The 20,130-nt window shown below is 71.6% G+C and carries 17 protein-coding genes and 1 riboswitch; of the genes, 10 read left to right on the top strand and 7 right to left on the bottom strand.

Translation table 11 applies throughout. The features are described 5' to 3' along the window. Nucleotides 1-3 precede the first annotated feature (3 nt). The 3 genes from ABZ659_RS22760 (at nt 4) to recQ (ending at nt 5,436) form a co-directional block, all read left to right on the top strand. Nucleotides 4-1,575, top strand: a complete 1,572-nt coding sequence (locus tag ABZ659_RS22760) for an NADH-quinone oxidoreductase subunit M (RefSeq protein WP_360223013.1) — start codon at nt 4-6, stop codon at nt 1,573-1,575. Then, on the top strand, nt 1,572-3,221 hold the full coding sequence (gene nuoN / locus ABZ659_RS22765) for an NADH-quinone oxidoreductase subunit NuoN (RefSeq protein ID WP_360223016.1): 1,650 nt from the start codon (nt 1,572-1,574) through the stop codon (nt 3,219-3,221). The genes ABZ659_RS22760 and nuoN overlap by 4 nt, the downstream gene beginning before the upstream one ends. A gap of 190 nt (nt 3,222-3,411) precedes the next feature. Then, nucleotides 3,412-5,436, top strand: coding sequence for a DNA helicase RecQ (gene recQ, locus ABZ659_RS22770; protein ID WP_360223076.1), 2,025 nt, complete (start codon nt 3,412-3,414; stop codon nt 5,434-5,436). 42 nt (nt 5,437-5,478) lie between these two features. On the opposite strand, the gene ABZ659_RS22775 is transcribed toward recQ, so the two are convergent. Next, entirely contained in the window at nt 5,479-6,417 is a 939-nt protein-coding gene (locus tag ABZ659_RS22775; protein ID WP_360223019.1) for a M56 family metallopeptidase, read from the bottom strand. A gap of 209 nt (nt 6,418-6,626) precedes the next feature. Then, on the bottom strand, nt 6,627-7,841 hold the full coding sequence (gene fahA, locus ABZ659_RS22780; RefSeq protein WP_360223022.1) for a fumarylacetoacetase: 1,215 nt from the start codon (nt 7,839-7,841) through the stop codon (nt 6,627-6,629). A gap of 264 nt (nt 7,842-8,105) precedes the next feature. Here fahA and ABZ659_RS22785 point away from each other — a divergent pair, with 264 nt between their 5' ends. Next, nucleotides 8,106-8,936 carry an HAD family hydrolase gene (locus tag ABZ659_RS22785; RefSeq protein ID WP_360223025.1) on the top strand — a complete coding sequence of 277 codons (831 nt, stop codon included), beginning with the start codon at nt 8,106-8,108 and terminating at the stop codon, nt 8,934-8,936. Between the two features lie 46 nt (nt 8,937-8,982). Here the strand turns inward: ABZ659_RS22785 and ABZ659_RS22790 are convergent, their stop codons facing one another. Further along, the gene (locus ABZ659_RS22790) at nt 8,983-9,471 is read right to left on the bottom strand and encodes a transglycosylase SLT domain-containing protein (protein ID WP_360223028.1); all 489 of its coding nucleotides are present in this window, start codon (nt 9,469-9,471) and stop codon (nt 8,983-8,985) included. A gap of 5 nt (nt 9,472-9,476) precedes the next feature. Then, nucleotides 9,477-9,667: riboswitch (cyclic di-AMP (ydaO/yuaA leader) on the bottom strand. A 658-nt stretch (nt 9,668-10,325) separates the two neighbouring features. Here ABZ659_RS22790 and ABZ659_RS22795 point away from each other — a divergent pair. The 4 genes from ABZ659_RS22795 (at nt 10,326) to ABZ659_RS22810 (ending at nt 14,981) form a co-directional block, all read left to right on the top strand. Next, nucleotides 10,326-11,336: a polyprenyl synthetase family protein gene (locus ABZ659_RS22795; protein WP_360223031.1), complete on the top strand. Its 1,011-nt coding sequence runs from the start codon at nt 10,326-10,328 to the stop codon at nt 11,334-11,336. A 361-nt stretch (nt 11,337-11,697) separates the two neighbouring features. Beyond that, the gene (locus tag ABZ659_RS22800) at nt 11,698-12,969 is read left to right on the top strand and encodes a DUF2092 domain-containing protein (protein ID WP_360223034.1); all 1,272 of its coding nucleotides are present in this window, start codon (nt 11,698-11,700) and stop codon (nt 12,967-12,969) included. Nucleotides 12,970-13,000: 31 nt separating this feature from the next. After that, on the top strand, nt 13,001-14,023 hold the full coding sequence (locus ABZ659_RS22805) for an ABC transporter ATP-binding protein (protein WP_360223037.1): 1,023 nt from the start codon (nt 13,001-13,003) through the stop codon (nt 14,021-14,023). After that, the gene (locus ABZ659_RS22810) at nt 14,010-14,981 is read left to right on the top strand and encodes an ABC transporter permease (RefSeq protein WP_360223040.1); all 972 of its coding nucleotides are present in this window, start codon (nt 14,010-14,012) and stop codon (nt 14,979-14,981) included. Before ABZ659_RS22805 ends, ABZ659_RS22810 begins: the two co-directional genes overlap by 14 nt. A 15-nt stretch (nt 14,982-14,996) precedes the next feature. Here ABZ659_RS22810 and ABZ659_RS22815 read toward each other — a convergent pair whose 3' ends face one another. Further along, on the bottom strand, nt 14,997-15,578 hold the full coding sequence (locus ABZ659_RS22815; RefSeq protein WP_360223043.1) for an NAD(P)H-dependent oxidoreductase: 582 nt from the start codon (nt 15,576-15,578) through the stop codon (nt 14,997-14,999). Between the two features lie 201 nt (nt 15,579-15,779). Between ABZ659_RS22815 and ABZ659_RS22820 the strand changes: the two genes are divergently transcribed. After that, the gene (locus tag ABZ659_RS22820) at nt 15,780-16,958 is read left to right on the top strand and encodes a tetratricopeptide repeat protein (protein WP_360223046.1); all 1,179 of its coding nucleotides are present in this window, start codon (nt 15,780-15,782) and stop codon (nt 16,956-16,958) included. A gap of 64 nt (nt 16,959-17,022) precedes the next feature. Here ABZ659_RS22820 and ABZ659_RS22825 read toward each other — a convergent pair whose 3' ends face one another. From ABZ659_RS22825 to ABZ659_RS22835, 3 genes are all read right to left on the bottom strand, one after another. Beyond that, on the bottom strand, nt 17,023-17,493 hold the full coding sequence (locus tag ABZ659_RS22825) for a VOC family protein (RefSeq protein ID WP_360223049.1): 471 nt from the start codon (nt 17,491-17,493) through the stop codon (nt 17,023-17,025). Between the two features lie 74 nt (nt 17,494-17,567). Further along, nucleotides 17,568-18,539 (bottom strand): EamA family transporter RarD, encoded by a 972-nt coding sequence (gene rarD, locus ABZ659_RS22830; RefSeq protein WP_360223053.1) that lies wholly within the window; start codon nt 18,537-18,539, stop codon nt 17,568-17,570. A 111-nt stretch (nt 18,540-18,650) separates the two neighbouring features. Next, nucleotides 18,651-19,505, bottom strand: coding sequence for an SDR family oxidoreductase (locus ABZ659_RS22835; RefSeq protein WP_360223056.1), 855 nt, complete (start codon nt 19,503-19,505; stop codon nt 18,651-18,653). A gap of 93 nt (nt 19,506-19,598) precedes the next feature. Here ABZ659_RS22835 and ABZ659_RS22840 point away from each other — a divergent pair, with 93 nt between their 5' ends. Further along, nucleotides 19,599-19,991, top strand: a complete 393-nt coding sequence (locus ABZ659_RS22840; RefSeq protein WP_360223059.1) for a helix-turn-helix domain-containing protein — start codon at nt 19,599-19,601, stop codon at nt 19,989-19,991. Nucleotides 19,992-20,130 lie beyond the last annotated feature (139 nt).

Genomic DNA, 20,130 nt, shown 5'->3' on the forward strand with positions numbered 1-20,130 from the left:
CCGATGTCCTTTCCCCTGCTGACAGCGACGGCGGTACTGCCCGCGCTCGGGGCGGTCGCCACGGCGGCCGTACCGGCCGCGCGGCGCACCACCGCCAAGTGGCTGGCCCTGCTCGTCTCGCTGGCCACGCTCGCGCTGGCCATCACCGTCCTGGTCCGCTTCGACCCGGACGGTGACCGCTACCAGCTCACCGAATCCCACTCCTGGATCGCCGACTTCGGGGTCCGCTACGAACTGGGTGTGGACGGCATCGCGGTCGCGCTGATCGCGCTGACCGCCGTCCTCATGCCGTTCATCATCCTCGCGGGCTGGCACGACGCCGACCCGCTGGAGACCGGCAGCAAGCGGTGGCGGCCCACTCAGGGCTTCTTCGCGCTGATCCTGGCCGTCGAGGCGATGGTGATCATCTCCTTCGAGGCCACCGACGTCTTCCTCTTCTACATCTTCTTCGAGGCCATGCTCATCCCGATGTACTTCCTCATCGGAGGCTTCGGGGACCGTGCCCACGAGCACGGCGAGGAAGTGGCGGCCACGCAGCGGTCGTACGCCGCGGTGAAGTTCCTGCTCTACAACCTCGCCGGTGGCCTGATCATGCTGGCGGCGGTGATCGGCCTCTACGTGGTCGCCGGGAACTTCTCGCTCCCGGAAATCGCAGAGGCCCGCGCGAGCGGCCAGTTGGACATGGCGACCAGCACCGAACGCTGGCTGTTCCTCGGCTTCTTCTTCGCCTTCGCGGTGAAGGCGCCGCTGTGGCCGCTGCACACCTGGCTGCCCAACGCCATGGGCGAGTCCACCGCCCCGGTCGCCGTGCTGATCACCGCGGTCGTCGACAAGGTGGGCACCTTCGCGATGCTCCGCTTCTGCCTCGGGCTGTTCCCGGAGGCGTCGAAGTGGGCGACGCCCGCCATCCTCGTACTGGCGCTGATCAGCATCGTCTACGGGGCGCTGCTCGCCGTCGGCCAGCGCGACATCAAGCGCCTGGTGGCGTACGCGTCGATCTCGCACTTCGGCTTCATCATCATGGGCATCTTCGCGATGACCAGCCAGGGCCAGTCCGGCGCGACGCTGTACATGGTCAACCACGGCATCTCCACCGCCGCGCTGATGCTGGTCGCCGGGTTCCTGATCTCCCGGCGCGGCTCGCGGCTCATCGCCGACTACGGCGGTGTGCAGAAGGTCGCCCCGGTGCTCGCCGGCACGTTCCTGATCGGCGGCCTCGCGACCCTGTCGCTGCCGGGTCTCGCACCCTTCGTGAGTGAGTTCCTGGTGCTGGTCGGCACGTTCTCGCGGTATCCGGCGGTCGGCGTCATCGCCACCTTCGGCATCGTGCTCGCCGCGCTCTACACCCTCGTCCTCTACCAGCGGACGATGACCGGCCCGGTGAAGGCCGAGGTGGCCAAGATGCCCGACCTCAGGGTGCGGGAGCTGGCCGTCGTCGCGCCGCTGGTCGTGCTGTTGATCTTCCTCGGGGTCTACCCGAAGCCCGTGACGGACATCGTCAACCCGGCGGTCAAACAGACGTTGTCGGACGTACAGCAGAAGGATCCCCGGCCCGACGTGGAGGCGGCCAAGTGAGCGCAACAGCCGTCCACAGCCTGTGGACAACGGCGGCCGACCCGATCTCGAAGATCGACGCGCCGAAGATCGAGTACGGGCAGCTCGCGCCCACCCTGATCGTGGTGGGCGCGGCGATCCTCGGCGTGCTGATCGAGGCGTTCGTCCCGCGCAAGTCCCGTTACTACGCCCAGGTGTTCCTCGCCACCGTCGCGCTGGCGGCCTCGTTCGCCGCGGTCGTCGCCCTCGCGGCCAACGGGTACGGCACCACGAAGGCCCGGATCGCGGCGATGGGCGCCATCGCGGTCGACGGACCGGCGCTGTTCCTGCAGGGCACCATCGTGCTGGCGGCGCTGGTCGCGCTGTTCACGTTCGCCGAGCGGCGGCTCGATCCGGAGGCGCACGGCAACCGGGTCGACTCCTTCGCGGCGCAGGCCGCGTCAGTGCCCGGCAGTGAGAGCGAACAGGCCGCGGTGAAGGCCGGGTTCACCACCACCGAGGTGTTCCCGCTGCTGATGTTCGCGGTCGCCGGAATGCTGCTGTTCCCCGCGGCCAACGACCTGCTGACGCTGTTCGTGGCGCTGGAGGTCTTCTCGCTGCCGCTGTACCTGCTGTGCGCGCTGGCCCGCCGCAAGCGGCTGGTGTCGCAGGAGGCCGCGGTCAAGTACTTCCTGCTGGGCGCGTTCGCGTCCGCGTTCACCCTGTTCGGCATCGCCCTGCTGTACGGCTACGCGGGCTCGATGTCGTACGGCACGATCGCGCAGGTCGTCGACGGCACCGTCACCGAGGTCACGCCCGCGCTGGCGTCGACCATGGGCAACGACGCGCTGCTGCTCGTCGGCTCCGGGCTGATCGTGATGGGCCTGCTGTTCAAGGTGGGCGCGGTGCCGTTCCACATGTGGACGCCGGACGTGTACCAGGGCGCTCCGACGCCGGTGACCGGTTTCATGGCGGCGGCGACGAAGGTGGCCGCGTTCGGCGCGCTGCTGCGCATCCTGTACGTGGTGCTGCCGGGCCTGCGCTGGGACTGGCGGCCGGTGATGTGGGGCGTGGCGATCATCACCATGCTCGGCGGCGCGATCGTCGCCATCACGCAGACCGACATCAAGCGGCTGCTGGCGTACTCGTCGATCGCCCACGCGGGCTTCATCCTCGCCGGTGTCATCGCGACCACGCCGGAGGGCGTCTCCTCGGTGCTGTTCTACCTGGCCGCGTACTCGTTCGTGACGATCGGCGCCTTCGCGGTGGTCACGCTGGTGCGGGACGCGGGCGGCGAGGCGACGCACCTGTCCAAGTGGGCCGGGCTCGGCCGCAGGTCGCCGCTGGTCGCGGCGGTCTTCGCGGTGTTCCTGCTGGCTTTCGCGGGCATCCCGCTGACCAGCGGTTTCGCCGGGAAGTTCGCCGTGTTCAAGGCGGCGGCCGAGGGTGGCGCGGGTCCGCTGGTCGTGGTCGGTGTGATCTCGTCGGCGATCGCGGCGTTCTTCTACGTCCGCGTGATCGTGCTGATGTTCTTCAGCGAGCCCAAGGCCGAGGGCCCGACCGTCGCCGTGCCGTCACCGCTGACGATGACGGCGATCGGGGTGGGCGTGGCGGTCACGCTGGTGCTGGGTGTGGCACCGCAGTACTTCCTGGACCTGGCGGGGCAGGCGGGGGTGTTCGTGCGCTGACCCGTCCGCTGTCGAGCCGCTGCCCGGCGTCCCTGGAAGGCCAGGGGCGCCGGGCAGCGGCGTATCCGGTACGGCGGGGTGGTCGCCGGTAGTACCGCGGGGGTGAGCCTGTGGATAACTCCGGGGGCTGTCGGTGCGGACCCCTATCGTGGACGCAGTGGTCGAGGGACGACGTACGGGGGACATGACGATGGGTGGGACGGGCGGTATCGCCGAGATGGCAGTGACGCAGAGTGAGACGTTGGCCACGCTGCACCGGGTGTTCGGGTACGACGCCTTCCGCGGTGAGCAGGAAGCCGTCATCGAGCACGTGGTGGCCGGTGGGGACGCCGTCGTCCTGATGCCGACCGGCGGCGGCAAGTCGCTGTGCTACCAGATCCCGTCCCTGGTCAGACCCGGCACCGGCATCGTGGTCTCGCCGCTGATCGCGCTGATGCAGGACCAGGTGGACGCGCTGCGGGCGGCGGGCGTGCGCGCCGGGTTCATCAACTCCACCCAGGACTTCGACGAGCGGCGGGTGGTGGAGGCCGAGTTCCTGGCGGGCGAGCTGGACCTGCTGTACCTGGCGCCCGAGCGGCTGCGGGTCGACGCCACGCTGGACCTGCTCTCGCGCGGGAAGATCGCCCTCTTCGCGATCGACGAGGCGCACTGCGTGTCCCAGTGGGGCCACGACTTCCGCCCCGACTACCTCGCCCTGTCCCTGCTCGGCGAGCGCTGGCCGGACGTCCCGCGGATCGCGCTCACGGCCACCGCCACCCACGCGACGCACCGCGAGATCACCGAGCGGCTGAACATGCCGACGGCCCGGCACTTCGTCGCCAGCTTCGACCGGCCCAACATCCAGTACCGGATCGTGCCCAAGGCCGACCCCAAGAAGCAACTGCTCGGCTTCCTGCGCGAGGAGCACGCCGGGGACGCGGGCATCGTCTACTGCCTCTCCCGTAACTCGGTGGAGAAGACGGCCGAGTTCCTGACCCGCAACGGCATCGAGGCCGTGCCGTACCACGCGGGTCTGGACGCGGGCACGCGCGCCGCGCACCAGTCCCGGTTCCTCCGGGAGGAGGGCCTGGTCGTGGTGGCGACCATCGCCTTCGGCATGGGCATCGACAAGCCCGACGTCCGCTTCGTCGCCCACCTCGACCTGCCCAAGTCGGTGGAGGGCTACTACCAGGAGACCGGCCGCGCCGGACGGGACGGACTGCCGTCCACGGCCTGGATGGCGTACGGCCTCAACGACGTCATACAGCAGCGCAAGCTGATCCAGTCCGGCGAGGGCGACGAGGCGTTCCAGCGGCGGGCCGCCGCGCACCTGGACTCGATGCTGGCGCTGTGCGAGACCGCCCGGTGCCGCCGGGGCCAGCTGCTCGCCTACTTCGGCCAGGAACCCGCCCCGGCGGGATGCGGCAACTGCGACACCTGTCTGACACCACCGGAGACCTGGGACGGCACGGTCGCCGCGCAGAAGGTGCTGTCGGCGGTGGTGCGGTTGCAGCGGGAGCGCGGGCAGAAGTTCGGCGCGGTGCAGATCGTCGACATCCTGCTGGGCAAGCGCACCGGCAAGGTGATCCAGTTCGACCACGACCAGCTCTCCGTGTTCGGCATCGGCCAGGAGCTGACCGAGGGCGAGTGGCGCGGTGTCGTCCGGCAGCTGCTGGCCCAGGGCCTGCTCGCGGTCGAGGGCGAGTACGGCACGCTGGTGCTCACGGACGCGAGCGGGGCGGTGCTGCGGCGGGAGCGGGAGGTGCCGCTGCGCAAGGAGCCGAAGAAGCCCGCCCGGTCGTCGTCGGCGTCCGGCTCGACGGGCTCCGGGCGCGGCGAGCGCAAGGCGAAGACGGCGGCGGCGGAGCTGCCCGCGGAGCTGCTGCCCGCGTTCGAGGCGCTGCGTGCCTGGCGCGCCGAGCAGGCCCGTGAGCAGGGCGTCCCCGCGTACGTCATCTTCCACGACGCCACGCTGCGGGAGATCGCCATGGCGTGGCCGACGTCGGTGGCGCAGCTCGGCGGCATCAGCGGCGTCGGCGAGAAGAAGCTGGCGACGTACGGGGAGGGAGTGCTCGGCGTCCTCGCCGGCCTCGGCGGCGACGGCGGCGAGTCGGGCGCGGAGGTGGGAGCGGAGCCGGACAGCACGGGGACGCGCCCGGCGGCCAGGGCCGCCGCGGACGACGACGGCATGTGGCCGGAGACGGAACCCGAGCCGGAGCCGGAGGACTGGGCATAGCCGGAGGACTGGGCGTATCCGGAGGACCGGGAGCGGCCGCCGTCAGCTCAGCGCGGTCAGGCCCGGGGCGAAGGTGATCAGGAGGGGGAGCAGGGGCACCAGCGCCGCCGCCGTGGTGGTCAGGGCGCGGTCGCGGCGGCCCAGGCGGGGCGGGGGCTCCAGCAGCCGGTCCACGCGCTCCCCGAGGAGTCGACGGCTGGAGGCGCAGGACAGGACGCCGCGGTGCTGGTTCAGCTCGATCAGGGCCAGCGCGGTGGTGAGGTGGCCGCAGCGGCGGGACGCCGTGTCGTCGGCGGCGAGTTCGACCAGACGGCGGGTCTGGTCGCAGAAGTGGGCGAACAACGGGATGTGGGGGAATCCGGTGGCGAGCGCGGTGGAGAGGTGGACCAGCCAGTCGTGGCGGGCGCGGGCATGGCCGCGCTCATGGGTGAGGACGGCGTCGAGCTGGGGGTCGGTGAGCCGTTGCAGCGCGCCCGTGGTGACGACGAGCTGGGGCGGGTGTCCCGGCATCCACCAGGCGTCGGGGTACTCGTCCTCCAACACCAGCAGCGGGCCCCGGGCGGCCGGGAGCCCGGCGGGCAGGTCGGGGGCGCGTTCCCGCAGCACGGTGCGGGCGTGCAGACGGCGGCGCCGCGCCTCGAACAGTTCCCGGGCGAGCATGGCGCCGGTCCAGGCGGCACCGCAGGCCAGCAGCAGGGTGAGGGCGACCGCCCAGGGCGGCGCGGTGGACAGGTCGTACGCGGCGGTGACGGCGGCCGGTGCCGGGGCGAAGACCTGGGCGCGCACGGTCTGGAAGACGGCCGCGGTGCCCAGGACGAGCGCGGTCAGACAACTCAGCAGCACCGTGGCGACCAGGCACTGCCACACCCACAGCCCCACCACCGGCTCCCGCTCGGGCCAGGTGGCCCGGGTCAGCAGCCGCGGCACGGGTACGGCGGCCGTCAGAGCGACGATGCTCAGCAGGAGCAGGCAGACGGTCATGCCACTCGGCTCCGGATCCTGATCGGAAGTATCGGGATGGTCGGCGGTAACGGGAGTACGGGTACGGCGAGTTCGGGTGGCGCGGGGTAGCGCGGCTCAAGGCGCGCGCGGTCGGCCGGGGCCGTACGCGTTCCGCCCGCCGCCAGTATGACGGCGGCGGGCGGTCGGAGTCAGCGCTCCGGCGGAGTCCGGTTGTGGCGGGCGGTGGCTCAGCCGGCCGCGACGATCCGGCCGGTCACCTCGCCCAGGCCGACCCGGGCGCCGTCCGGGCCCGGCGCCCACGCGGTCATGGTGACGACGTCCCCGTCCTCCAGGAACGTGCGCTTGCCGTCGGGGAGTTCGAGGGCGTCCCGGCCGTTCCAGGTCAGCTCCAGCAGGGAGCCGCGTTCGCGTTCGGCCGGGCCGCTGACCGTACCGGAGCCGTACAGGTCACCGGTGCGCAGGGAGGCGCCGTTGACGGTCATGTGGGCGAGCTGCTGGGCGGCCGTCCAGTACATGGTGGAGAAGGGGGGGTCGGAGATGACGTGGCCGTTGACGGCGACGGAGAGACGCAGGTCGTAGCCGCCGGGCTCCTCCCGGGCGTCGTCCAGGTAGGGCAGCAGCGGGTGGGTGCGCTCCGGCGGGGCGACCCGGGCCTCGTCCAGGGCGTCCAGCGGGGTGATCCACGCCGAGACGGAGGTGGCGAAGGACTTGCCGAGGAACGGACCGAGGGGGACGTACTCCCAGGCCTGGATGTCGCGTGCGGACCAGTCGTTGAGGAGGCAGAGACCGAAGACGTGCTCACGGAAGTCGCCCAGCGCGACGGGGCTGCCCATCGGTGACGGCGCGCCGACCACGAAGCCGACCTCGGCCTCGATGTCCAGCCGGACGGAGGGCCCGAAGCCCGGCGCGGGGTCGGTCGGTGCCTTGCGCTGGCCGGAGGGGCGCACCACGTCGGTGCCGGAGACGACGACCGTGCCGGAGCGGCCGTGGTAACCGATGGGCAGGTGCTTCCAGTTGGGGGTCAGGGAGTCCGCGGCGTCCGGGCGGAAGATCTGGCCGACGTTCCGGGCGTGGTTCTCGGAGGCGTAGAAGTCGACGTAGTCCGCGACCTCGAAGGGGAGGTGCAGGGTCACCGAGGAGAGCGGGTGGAACAGCGGCTCCAGGGCCTCGCGGTGGGAGGGCACGGTCACCCACGCCGTCAGCGCGCGGCGTACGTCCGACCAGGTGGTGCGGCCCGCGGCCAGCAGCGGGTTCAAGGTCGGGCGGCCGAGCAGGGCGGCATAGGGGGAGCCCAGGGTCAGGGCCGCCGCACCGGCGTCGAGGACGTGGTCGCCGAGGCGGACGCCGATCCTGCGGTCCGCGCTGCCGGGGAGTGAGAACACGCCGTACGGAAGGTTGTGCGGTCCGAAGGGATCGCCCTCGGGGACATCGAAGGGGGGCATGGGGTGCTGCCTCTCTTTCTGCGGGCGCGCCACACATTCAGGTGGTCGGGCCACACGTTACGGCGGAGGCGGCCGTCTTGGGCACTGTCCGATACGCCCGAAGAGGGTGTTATGCCGGAAAGGTGGTGGCGGGATGTGCCTGTTCTGGTCCGGCGGCCCCCGGGGCCCGGAACCGGTCGCGGGGCCTAAGCACGGAGCGGAGTAAGGAAGTTGAGGCCGGAACAAGGGTCAACGAAGGGGGCGCGATGTCCGTATTCTCTGATCATGGCCGCACCCATCGCATATGCCGAGCGCACCACGTACTCCCTCATCGCCACCGACCTGGACGGGACGTTGCTCCGCGGCGACGACACCTTCTCCGACCGGTCGCTCAGCACGCTCGCCCGGGTGGCCGAGGTGGGCGCCCGACATCTGGTGGTGACGGGGCGACCGGCGCCGAGGGTGCGCCCGCTGCTGGAGCTCCTGGGCAGCACGGGGCTCGCGGTGTGCGGGCAGGGCGCGCAGTTGTACGACGCCGGCGCGGACCGTCTGCTGTGGTCCGTGACCCTGGACCGGCAGTTGGCCGAGACGGCGCTCGGCAAGATCGAGGCGGAGGTCGGCCAGGTCCACGCGGCGGTCGACCAGGACGGGGTCGAGGGGCTCACGCTCATCGAACCGGGCTACGAGATGCCGCACCCCACCCTGCCCGCGGTACGGGTGGACCGGCGCGACGACCTGTGGTGCGCGCCCATCAGCAAGGTCCTGTTGCGCCACGCCACCCTGTCGGACGACGAGTTGGCGTCGGTGGCCCGCGCGGTGGCGGGCTCGCTGGCGACGGTCACCATGTCGGGACCGGGGACGGTGGAACTCCAGCCCTGCGGCGTCACCAAGGCGACCGGGCTGGCGCTGGCCGCCGGACACCTCGGGCTGCGCCCGCAGGACACCATCGCCTTCGGCGACATGCCCAACGACATCCCGATGTTCGACTGGGCGGGCCACGGCGTCGCCATGGCCAACGCCCACCCGGAACTCAAGGCCGTCGCGGACGAGGTCACCCTCTCGAACGAGGACGACGGTGTCGCCGTCGTCCTCGAACGCCTCAGCTCACAAGGCTGACTGGGGCCGAGGGCCGGGCGTCGGCCCGGCTGCCGGGGCCGGGGGCTCAGTACGCCCCGAAGACGTTGTCGATCGAGCCGTACCGCGCGGCGGCGTAGTTGCAGGCGGCGGTGATGTTCGCGACCGGGTCGTACGGGTTGAAGGCGGTGCCGGGCACGTGGTAGGCGGCGAAGGTCGGGTCGATGACCTGGAGCAGGCCCTTGGAGGGGGTGCCCGCGGCCGCGTTGGAGTCCCAGAGGTTGATGGCGGCCGGGTTGCCGGACGACTCGCGCATGACGTTGCGGTAGATGGCGTCGTAGCTGCCCGGGATGCCGTGCTGGGCCATCACGGTGAGCGACTCGCGGATCCAGCCGTCGAGGTTGTCCGGGTACGCCGTGGCGGCGGTCGCGGCCGTGGTGGCCGTCGGGGTCCGGGCGGAGGCGCTGGTCGCGCCGATCAGCGGCAGCGCGAGCACGGCGGCGCCGGTGCTGGCGAGGGCGATCGTGCGGGCGAGGCGGGTGGTGCGGGCACGGCGGGGCTGGCCGTCTGCGGGCATGGTGAACGTCCTCTCCGGCGCCTGCGAGGTGAGCTGTCGGGTTCGGGCGGGAGCTGCCCGGCCGTGCCCTGCGCGGGTACGGCTTCACCCCGAGCCGTGCCGTGGCGACGTACGGCGTCGTGTGACGTCGTACGCGTCGCGGCCCGGCGACTTACCTGGGTCCCCCGCTCCTGCCATGGATGAGTGAGTGAGTCAGTGGGTGCCGGAGCGGTGGCAGGATTCGGCGTCCGCCCGACAGGCCGGGAACGTATGCGAGAGCACATGTCGGAAACAAGTGCGGGATCCGCGCATCACACCGTTCGGTGTGTGATCGACCTTGATCGGGTGATTTCGGGGTACTTGATCCTTTGTGAAGGCGCAGAAGCAACTGCTGGGGGGATGGCGGGGGTTCGGGTGGAGGAAGTGGTGGAGGGGAGGGGGCGGACTCGCGGGGTCGGGGTGAGGCATGTCACGGGCGTTAACAAGAGCGTCAAAACGGGCATTACTGCCAACTCGCCCTCAAGGTCGGGTTGGTGTCCTGGCGAATCCGGAACCCCTCCCGAGGGGTGTGTCGTTGCCGTATCGGTCACCCGGGGGGGCGTCCGAGGGGGGGCGTGTTCATGCCATCATGGCGAACAAAGGGGTGCAGTGCACCACGTTCGGGTGTATCTGGCCGTATTCACTCACTTAGCCCGCATATCCACTCGTATCGAATGATCAAAAACATACCGACCGTGATCCGATGCCGCCCGTGCCGCAACGGTGGGCGCCCTCGGTGATCGAAACATGACCGGATACGCTGACTTGAGTGAAGGCAGCGACGTATCGACAAACCGCGTAAGCGCCGGTGGATACCAGCAGACAGGAGACCCCTCGTGACCGTCGTCGGGCCATTCGGGCTGAGCGTGCGGGACCAGGCCCTGGAGGCCGATGTCCAGGCTGGGCTGGCGGCCGTCGAGGAAGGGTTGCTTGAGGCAACCAAGAGTGAGGTCCCTGCCATCACCGGCGCCGCCCAGCATCTCGTGCGGGCGGGCGGGAAGCGTTTCCGGCCACTGCTGGTGATGCTCGCGGCTCAGTTCGGCGATCCCTACGCCCCCGGAATCGTGCCTTCCGCGGTGGTCGTGGAGCTGACCCACCTGGCGACGCTGTACCACGACGACGTGATGGACGAGGCGGAGGTACGGCGCGGCGTGCCGAGCGCGAACACCCGCTGGGGCAACTCCGTCGCGGTCCTCACGGGTGACTTCCTCTTCGCCCGCGCCTCGCACATCCTGGCCGACCTCGGGCCGGAGGCGGTGCGGGTGCAGGCCGAGGCGTTCGAGCGGCTCGTGACCGGCCAGATCCTGGAGACCGCGGGCCCCACCGACGGGCGCGACCCGGTCGACCACTACCTCGACGTCCTCTCCGGCAAGACCGGCTCGCTGGTCGCGGTCGCCTGCCGGTTCGGCGCGATGATGTCCGGCGCAGACGAGACGGTCATCGACGTCCTCACCCAGTACGGCGAACGGCTCGGCGTCGCCTTCCAGCTCGCGGACGACGTCCTGGACATCGCCTCCGACTCCCACGAGTCCGGCAAGACGCCGGGCACCGACCTGCGCGAGGGCATCGCCACCCTGCCCGTGCTGCGGCTGCGGGAGCGCGCCGCCCGGCTGGGGCTGGAGGAGGACCTCGCCCTGTGCAAGCTGCTCGACTCCGACCTCACCGACGACGACCAGCACCAGCGCGCGCTGACGGCGCTGCGCGCCCACCCCGCGCTGGAGCAGGCGCGGCGCGACACGGTGCGGTACGCGGAGGAGGCGCGGGCCGCCCTGCTGCCGCTGCGTGAGTGCGACGCGAAGGCGGCGCTGACGGAGCTGTGCGACGCGGTGGTGCACCGGGCGGGGTGAGCGGGGCTCGTCGTACCCCGTCTGTACCGCGCTGGCGCCCCCCGGATCCGTCCGGCGGGGGAGGCGCCGTGCGCCGCGTCCCCGTCAGGTTCCCCGGGGGTGCCCCCAGTCGGCGGACTGCGACCGCAAGGTGACCGGCACCCCTACGGGTCGGTGCACACGGGGTCGTGGCGTGTCATACCCGAGCAGTACGCGGAGTTGGCTCCGTGGTCTGACGCTTCTCGCGGGCCGATTTGGTCAGATGGAGACCACGGAAAACACCACTCCTCACCAATTCGGGTGAGAATGGCGGCTCGGGGTAGAGCGCGACGAGGACGTGACGAGACGGACAGCCGCCGCCGACGCGAGAGGTAAGGCAGACATGGCACCGTACGCATCCGACGACAACACGACCGCGGCGCGGGACACGCGGGGAGACGACGCGCGCGGGGCGCGACGCAGGGCCGCGCGGTACGTGGTCCCGGTCGCGGTGACGGGGGTGGCCGCGGCGACCATCGGGCTCGTCCCGGCGCTCGCTGACTCCGGCAGCCCGGACCTTCCCGAGATCAGCGCACAGGAACTCATAGAGAAGATCGCCGCGTCGGACGTGCAGCAGCTGTCCGGAACGGTGAAGATCACCACCGACCTCGGGCTCCCCGACCTCGGCGGCCTGGGCGGCGGACTGGCCTCCGGGATGGCCGGGCAGGACGGCGGCGAGGGCTCCAGCGCCGACCCCTCGGCCAAGCTCACCGAGCTGGTCTCCGGCACGCACACCCTGCGCGTCGCCTCCGACGGCCCGGACCGGCAGAAGCTGTCCCTGCTGGAGGACGCCGCCGAGTACAGCCTGATCCACAACGGCGAGGACGTCTGGGGCTACGACAGCGCCTCGAACGAGGTCTACCACGGCACCGCGGCCGACGGCGCCGCCGGGGGGAAGAGGGCCGAGGAGGTTCCCGCCACGCCCAAGGACCTCACCGAGGAGGCCCTGAAGGCGGTCGACGACACCACCGCCGTGACCGTCGACGGGACCGCGCGGGTCGCCGGGCGCGACACGTACAAGCTGCTCGTCAAGCCCCGGCAGTCCGGGTCCACGGTCGGCGCCATCACCGTGGCGGTGGACGCGAAGACCGGCCTGCCGCTGAAGTTCACGCTGACCCCCGCGAGCGGCGGCGCCGCCGTCGTCGACGCGGGCTTCACCCGGATCAGCTACGCCAAGCCCGCCGCGTCGACCTTCGACTTCACCCCGCCCAAGGGCGCGAAGGTGACCGAGGAGGGTGACGCGCCGCGGACGCAGGAGCGGGACTTCCCCAAGGGACTCGACAAGGAATTCGGTGACGGATTCGGTCAGGGCACGGACGACGGCGCTGGCAAGGGCCTCGGCGAGCACGCCGAGGGTCCGGTCGTCATCGGTGAGGGCTGGAACGCCGTCGCCGTCCTCGACACCGGCGGCCGGGGCGTACCCTCCGGCACCGAGGTCGGCGGGGACATCGGTGGCTTCCTCGGCTCCCTCGGCGACGAGGTGAAGGGCGACTTCGGCTCGGGCACGGTCTTCAAGACGCGCCTGGTCAACGCCCTGGTCACGGACGACGGCAAGGTATACGTGGGTGCGGTGACGAAGGACGCGCTGGTGAAGGCGGCCGAGTCCGGGAAGTAGGCACGGGGCGACCGAGGGAGCCGAGAAGCCGATGGGTGAACCGTCCGCCACGGAGCAGGACGAGAAGCGGCCGGACGCGGGGGAGGCCGCGGGAGGGAACCCGGTGGCGGAGCCGGTGGAGGACACCGTCATCCACACCCGCGCGCTCACCAAGCGCTACCGCGGCGGGCAACTCGCCGTGGACGGCCTGGACCTGACCGTCCCGGCGGGCAGCGTCTTCGGCTTCCTCGGCCCCAACGGCTCGGGCAAGACCACCACCATCCGCATGTTGATGGGCCTGATCGCGCCGACGTCGGGCACGGCGCGGGTGCTGGGGCAGCCGATGCCCCGCGCCGCCCGCGCCGTACTGCCCCACGTCGGCGCCCTCATCGAAGGGCCCGCGCTGTACGGCTTCCTGTCCGGCCGGGAGAACCTCACCCGGTACGACTCCGCCGACCCGACCGCCGACCCGCGCACCCGGCGGGTCCGCGTCGAGGCGGCGCTGGAGCGGGTGGGGCTGGCGGCGGCCGCCGGGAAGAAGGCCAAGGCGTACTCCCTGGGGATGAAGCAGCGGCTCGGTCTCGCGGCGGCGCTGCTCCAGCCCCGCAGACTGCTCGTCCTCGACGAGCCGACCAACGGCCTCGACCCGCAGGGCATGAGGGAGATCCGCGCCCTCGTCAGGGAACTGGCGGCCGAGGGCACGACCGTGTTCCTGTCCTCGCACCTCCTCGACGAGATCGAGCAGGTGTGCACGCACGCCGCCGTGATGGCGCAGGGGCGGTTGATCACCCAGGGCACCGTGTCCGACCTGGCGGCGGGCACCCGGGGACGGCTGGTGGTGACCACGCCGGACGGGGCGGAGGCGGCACGGGTGCTGAAGGAGCGGGGCGTCGGCGACGTCGTGGTCACGGACGACGGCCGGGTCACGGGAGAAGCGCCGGACGGGGAACTCGCGGACCTCACTGCCGCGTTGGTCGGGATGGGGGTACGGGTCCGTGGCTTCGGAGTGGAACGTGCCTCGTTGGAGGACGCGTTCGTGGCGCTGACGGGGGAGGGATTCGATGTCGCGGGCTGAGACAGGGCAGGGCGTGCGGGTGGCCGCCGGGGCCGTCGGCGTCGTCGACTCCCGCTCCGGGTCCGACTCGGGATCCGACCTCGGGTCCGGTTCGGGGAGTCGTACGACGTCCGTGCTCTGGACGTTCGGTCTCTTCCGCAGCGAGCTCGGCACCACCTTCCGGCGCTGGCGCACCCTCGCGCTGCTGGGGGTGCTCACCGCCGTCCCGATCCTCGTCGGGGTGGCCGTGAAGATCGAGACGAGTGACGGCTCCTCACTCGGCGGAGGGGGCGGCGGGGGCGGTGAGGGGCCCGCGTTCATCGCGCAGATCACCAACAACGGGCTGTTCCTGGTGTTCACGGCGCTGGCCGCGACGCTGCCGTTCTTCCTGCCGATGGCCATCGGCGTCGTCGCGGGCGACGCCGTCGCCGGTGAGGCCAACGCCGGAACGCTCCGCTACCTGCTGGTCGCCCCGGCCGGTCGCACCCGGCTGCTGCTCACCAAGTACGCGACCGTCATCACCTTCTGCCTGGCGGCCACCCTCGTGGTCGCGCTCTCGGCGCTCACGGTCGGCGCGCTGCTCTTCCCACTCGGTGAGCTGACCACCATCTCCGGCACCCGGATCAGCTTCGGCGAGGGCCTGTTGCGGGCGCTGCTGATCGCCCTGGTCGTCGCCGCCTCTCTGATAGGCGTCGCGGCGCTCGGCCTGTTCGTCTCCACGCTGACCAACAGCGGCATAGCGGCGATGGCGACGACCGTCGGACTGCTGATCACCATCCAGATCCTGGACCAGATACCCCAGCTCGACGCGCTCCAGCCGTACTTCTTCTCCCACTACTGGCTGTCCTTCGCCGACCTCATGCGCGAACCGGTCTACTGGGACGACCTGGTGAGGAACCTGGGCCTCCAGGGCCTGTACGCGGCGGTGTTCGGCTCGGCGGCCTGGGCGCGGTTCACGGCGAAGGACATCACGGCGTAGCGGGGGCCGGGAGGCTCACGGCTGGGGGAAGCGGGCGAGTGGCGCCTCGGCCGTGAGGAAGGTCTTCGCGCGGGCCAGCGCCTCGGTGTCGTTGAGTACGTCGCCCGGCCTGCTGCCGTTGCCGAGGAGGACTCCGCCGAAGCGCATCCCCAGGTACGCGGCCGAGTTGTTGAGCGTGCCGATCAGCGGATCGGCGACGACGGGTTCGGCGTCCGAGAGCGCGGTGACGCCCCAGAGGGTGCGCCCGGCCATCGTGGCCTTGAAGTCGACGCCGGGGGTGCGCAGCCAGCCCGACCAGTAGTCGAGGTAGCGCTTGGTGTGGCTGGAGACGGAGTACCAGTACAGCGGCGAGGCGATCACGATGTCCGTCGCCGCGAGGGTGGCGTCGAGCAGCAGCGCGACCTCGCCCTCGGTGGGGCGTACGTGGTCGGCGTCATGGCGGAGGTCGACGAAGTCGGGCAGCGGGTGGTCGGCCAGGGTGATCCACTCCTGCTCGACGTCCGCGGGGAGCTGCTCGGCGGCGCGGCGGGCCAGCAGCTCGGTGTTGCCCTCGCTTCGGCTGCTGCCCAGCACGAACAGGAAACGGCGGCGGCTCATGGGCTCTCCTGAATAGCCAGCGTACGGTCATTAAGTGCAGCTGCATTATATGCACAGGCAAGTAATGTCGGCCAAGAGAGGGGGTGCGGGAAGGCGGGCCAGGCGCTTGGGACGAGGCTGTGACGGCGCGGTGACGTGTGTGTACGGGGATCGCGGAGAGACTCGACGGTACGACGATGGGCGTAAGCGAGTGAGGAACCGATGTCCGTACCCAGCCGCGATCAGCAACGGGAACCGATCGAGGTCCGGGTGACCGGCGCCGACGGGGGCCACGCGACGGTCGGGGGCGTGCCCGTCGTCGCCGGGGAGGGAGAGGAGCCCCAGCAGGCGGTACTGCGCCACCTGCGGCGTATGGCCCGCGCCAGCCAGAGTCCCGTCCTGGCGACGGTCCATGACGAGCGCATCGGCTATGTCGTCCCGCTCCAGGTGGACCCGGACGGGTCCAGCCGCTTCACCGGGGAGCCGGTCGAGACGCCGCGGGAGTCGGGGGCCGCCGCGCCGACGTCCGTGCCGGCGCCGTCCGGGGGCACCCCCGTGCCGTCAGCGTCCCCTGTCCGTCCGGTGCCCTCCCTGCCTTCCGCACCGTTGGGGCAGTTCGGGCCCCCGCCCGTGATGGCCGCGAGACCGGGCTCCGCCGAGGGGGTCGTGCCGGAGACGGGGCCGTACGCGACCGTCGGGCATCGTCAGACGCCCCCGGAGCAGCCCGCTGCCCCTGCTCCGGCACGCCCCACCCCGGCGCAGCCTGCCCCGGCAAGGCATGCCCCGGCCGAGCCAGCCCCGACAGGGCTCGCCCCAACCGGGCACACCCCCGCGGCGGCCTCCGACACCAAGCCGACCCCGCCCCGCGGTTTCGACGCCGTGGCCGAGGCGATCCTCGGCGATGACGACGACCAGTCCGCGACCGGCGTGACCGGCGCGTCCGCCGCCATGACGCGGATCGGTGACGCGGTGAAGTCGGGCCGGATAGAAGCGGCGGCGGAACTGGCGGAACGGGCCCTGGGTGAGGCGTCCGGCACGCGGGGTCCGGAGCACGCCGAAGTGCTCCGTCTCCGCGAACTGGCCGCCTACGTCGCCTACCTGGCGGGCGACCCGGTCCGTTCCTTCCGGCTCTCCCTGGACCTGGCGGGCGTCCACCACCGCACCCACGACGCGGAGGCGGCCTACGGCAACGTCCAGAGCGCGGCCACCGCCTGGCGTGCCGTACGCGATCCGGAACTGGGCCTCGCCCTCGGGCGGGAACTGATCGCCCTGTGGACCCGACTCGCCGCCGCGGGCGGTGTGGCCGCCGAGGACGCCGAGGAGCTGGAGACGGCCCACGCCCGCATGGCCCGCCTCACCCAGCGCGCCCGCAGAGCCCAAGGCGCCCACGCACCGTCCTAGCTTGATCGTCAACCTGTGCGGCGGGGGCGTGCCAGTCGCGTCCCCGCCGCACAGGGCAATACACCTAGTGCACGCAGAACTCGTTCCCCTCGGGGTCCTGCATCACGACCCACTCCCCACCCGCCTCCTTGACCTCCCGCAGCACGCTCGCCCCCAGCCCGCGCAGCCGCTCCACCTCGTCCGCGCGCCGACCGGCGCCGGGATGCAGGTCGAGGTGGAGCCGGTTCTTGCCGGTCTTGGGCTCGGGTACGCGCTGGAAGAGCAGTCGCCGCCCCAGACCCGTGCCGCTCTCCTCGTCGTGGGGGTCGTCCGGATGCCGTACGGCGATCAGGTCCCGCCAGGCGCGCCGGCCATGGGACTCGACCGTGAGTTCCGCGGGTACGGCGTCGAAGCCGAGCAGCCTCTCGATCAGCGCGCTGTTGTCCTCGACCTCGTACCCGAGGGCGGCGGCCCAGAAGTCGGCCTGTGCGTGCGGGTCGGCGGCGTCGATGACGAGCTTCCAGTGCAGGGGTGTGGCGGGCGGAGTCCGTGTCATGGGACCAGTTATATCCTCGTACACGCGTGCGATTTACGGAAACCGCCGAACCCGCTGGACCGAGCCCGCCCGGCTCACCGGCCCACCGTGTCCCGCTCCCGCTCACGCCCGCCCGAGGTCACCACGTCGGCCAACTCCTCCAGCGGGCGCGGCCGGGAGCGCCGTACCCTGCGCCAGGCGTCCCAGGTCAGCAGGGTCAGGGCCAGCCAGACCAGGGCGAAACCGGCCCAGCGCTCGGGCGGCATGGCCTCGTGGAAGTAGAAGATGCCGAGCAGGAACTGGAAGACCGGAGCCAGGTACTGGAGGAGCCCCAGCGTCGACAGCGGCACCCGGATCGCGGCGGCGCCGAAGCAGACCAGCGGCGCCGCGGTGACGAGGCCGGTCGCGGCGAGCAGGGCCGCGTGCCCGGTGGTCCCGGTGCTGAAGGTGGAGTCTCCCCGCGAGGTCAGCCACAGCAGGTAGCCGAGCGCGGGCAGGAACTGGATCGCGGTCTCGGCGGCCAGTGACTCCACGCCGCCGAGGTTCACCTTCTTCTTCACCAGGCCGTAGACGGCGAACGAGAAGGCGAGGGCGAGGGAGATCCACGGCGGACGCCCGTAGCCGACGGACAGGACCAGGACGGCGGCGAAGCCTGTCCCCACCGCCACCCACTGCACGGGCCGCAGCCGCTCCTTCAGCAGCAGGACGCCCATGGCGATGGTGACCAGGGGGTTGATGAAGTACCCGAGGGACGCCTCGACGACATGGCCGGTGTTCACGGCCCAGATGTACAGGCCCCAGTTGACGGTGATGACGGCGGCGGCGACCGCGACCAGGCCGAGGCGGCGCGGCTGCCGGAGCAGTTCACGGGCCCAGTCCCAGCGACGTATGACGAGCAGCGCGACGGCGACGACGGCGAGCGACCACACCATGCGGTGAGCGAGGATCTCCAGCGCCCCGGCGGGCTTCAGCAGCGGCCAGAAGAGGGGGACGAGCCCCCACATCCCATAGGCCGCGAAGCCGTTCAGCAGGCCGATGCGCTGCTCACCCCTGGACTTCTCGGCCACGGCCGCCCTCCTTCGTACGTCACTCGTCCGGACGAAGGTAGCGCCGTTCGCCCCGTACTGTCATGGCCGTATCGCCATACGGTCATGACAGTACGGGACGAGGTTCCGGGGTCAGCCCTTGAGGGCCGCCGCGACGGCCTCGCCGATCGGTGTCGTCGGCCGCCCGGCCAGCCGGGACAGGTCGCCGCTGACGGCCGCCAGCTCGCCCTTCTCGATGGACGCGTCCACCCCGGCCAGCACCGTCGCGAACCCCTCCGGCAGCCCCGCGCCGGTCAGGATCCCGACGAGGGCCTCACCGGAGACGGCGTCGTAGACGATCTCCCGGCCGGTCTGCCGGGACAGCTCGGCGGCGTACTCGGCGAAGCTCCACGCCACGTCGCCGCTCAGTTCGTACGTCCGGTTCTCGTGGCCCTCGCCGGTCAGTACGGCGACGGCGGCGGCCGCGTAGTCCGCACGGGCGGCGGAGGCGACCCGGCCCTCGCCGGCCGCGGCGACGACGGTGTCGTGGGCCAGGACGGGGGCGAGGTTCTCGGTGTAGTTCTCGTGGTACCAGCCGTTGCGCAGCAGCACGTACGGCAGCCCGGACGAGGTCAGGACCTCCTCGGTGGCGCGGTGGTCGTCGGCGAGCGCGGCGGTGAGGGAGCCCGGGGCGCTGGTGTAGGCGAGGAGCGCGACCCCGGCCGCGCGGGCGGCGTCGATCACGGCCCGGTGCTGGCCGACGCGGTCCTTGTCGACCTCGCTGCCGGAGATGAGCAGCACCTTGTCACCGGGGGTGAAGAGGCCGTCGAGGGTCTCGGGGGCGTTGTAGTCGGCGACGGCGAGCCGGACGCCCCGGGCGGCGAGGTCGGCCGCCTTCCCCGGGTCGCGGACGACGGCGGTGACCTGGTCGGCCGGGACCTTCCCCAGCAACTGCTCGATGACGTGGCGGCCGAGGTGGCCGGTGGCTCCGGTAACGACGATGCTCATGATCTCTGCGCTCTCCTCGTGGGGGACCTGCTCACTCACCCTACGAGGGGCGCTAACTTATGGAAAGTACCCACTTTGAAGTAAGGTACGGTCATGAAGGTAAGTACCCAGTTCGACACGCTCGTCGACGGCGACGCCATGTGCCCGCACCGTCTGGTGCTGGAGCACGTCACCAGCCGCTGGGGCGTTCTGGTGCTGATCCGGCTGCTGGAGCGCCCGTACCGGTTCAGCGAGCTGCGCCGGGCGATCGGCAGGGTCAGCGAGAAGATGCTCACCCAGACGCTCCAGACCCTGGAGCGGGACGGCTTCGTGCACCGCGACGCCAGGCCCGTCATCCCACCCCGCGTCGACTACTCCCTCACCGACCTCGGCCGGGAGGCCGCCGAGCAGGTCCGGGCGCTCGCGCTGTGGACCGAGCGCCGGATGGCCGAGGTGACCAGCGCCCGCGCGGCGTACGAGGAGGCCCGGTCGGCGTCGGCACACTGACCGACGGGCCGACCGGGCCCCGGGAACACGCGGAGGTCAGCCGACGACGGTCCAGGTGTCGCCGCCGGCGAGGAGGGTGGCGAGGTCGCCCTTGCCGTGTTGTTCGACGGCCCGTTCCAGCTGGTCGCTCATGAGGTCG

The sequence above is a fragment of the Streptomyces sp. NPDC006997 genome (assembly GCF_040635175.1).
In the GTDB taxonomy this organism is placed as follows: domain Bacteria; phylum Actinomycetota; class Actinomycetes; order Streptomycetales; family Streptomycetaceae; genus Streptomyces.

Coding starts and splice junctions, on each gene's coding strand:
- ABZ659_RS22785 (WP_360223025.1), top strand. CDS start 8,106: ATGGCCGCACCCATCGCATATGCCGAGCGCACCACGTACTCCCTCATC.
- ABZ659_RS22825 (WP_360223049.1), bottom strand. CDS start 17,493: ATGACACGGACTCCGCCCGCCACACCCCTGCACTGGAAGCTCGTCATC.
- ABZ659_RS22815 (WP_360223043.1), bottom strand. CDS start 15,578: ATGAGCCGCCGCCGTTTCCTGTTCGTGCTGGGCAGCAGCCGAAGCGAG.
- fahA (WP_360223022.1), bottom strand. CDS start 7,841: ATGCCCCCCTTCGATGTCCCCGAGGGCGATCCCTTCGGACCGCACAAC.
- ABZ659_RS22760 (WP_360223013.1), top strand. CDS start 4: ATGTCCTTTCCCCTGCTGACAGCGACGGCGGTACTGCCCGCGCTCGGG.
- ABZ659_RS22810 (WP_360223040.1), top strand. CDS start 14,010: ATGTCGCGGGCTGAGACAGGGCAGGGCGTGCGGGTGGCCGCCGGGGCC.
- ABZ659_RS22790 (WP_360223028.1), bottom strand. CDS start 9,471: ATGCCCGCAGACGGCCAGCCCCGCCGTGCCCGCACCACCCGCCTCGCC.
- ABZ659_RS22805 (WP_360223037.1), top strand. CDS start 13,001: ATGGGTGAACCGTCCGCCACGGAGCAGGACGAGAAGCGGCCGGACGCG.
- recQ (WP_360223076.1), top strand. CDS start 3,412: ATGGGTGGGACGGGCGGTATCGCCGAGATGGCAGTGACGCAGAGTGAG.
- ABZ659_RS22775 (WP_360223019.1), bottom strand. CDS start 6,417: ATGACCGTCTGCCTGCTCCTGCTGAGCATCGTCGCTCTGACGGCCGCC.
- ABZ659_RS22840 (WP_360223059.1), top strand. CDS start 19,599: ATGAAGGTAAGTACCCAGTTCGACACGCTCGTCGACGGCGACGCCATG.
- ABZ659_RS22820 (WP_360223046.1), top strand. CDS start 15,780: ATGTCCGTACCCAGCCGCGATCAGCAACGGGAACCGATCGAGGTCCGG.
- ABZ659_RS22835 (WP_360223056.1), bottom strand. CDS start 19,505: ATGAGCATCGTCGTTACCGGAGCCACCGGCCACCTCGGCCGCCACGTC.
- ABZ659_RS22800 (WP_360223034.1), top strand. CDS start 11,698: ATGGCACCGTACGCATCCGACGACAACACGACCGCGGCGCGGGACACG.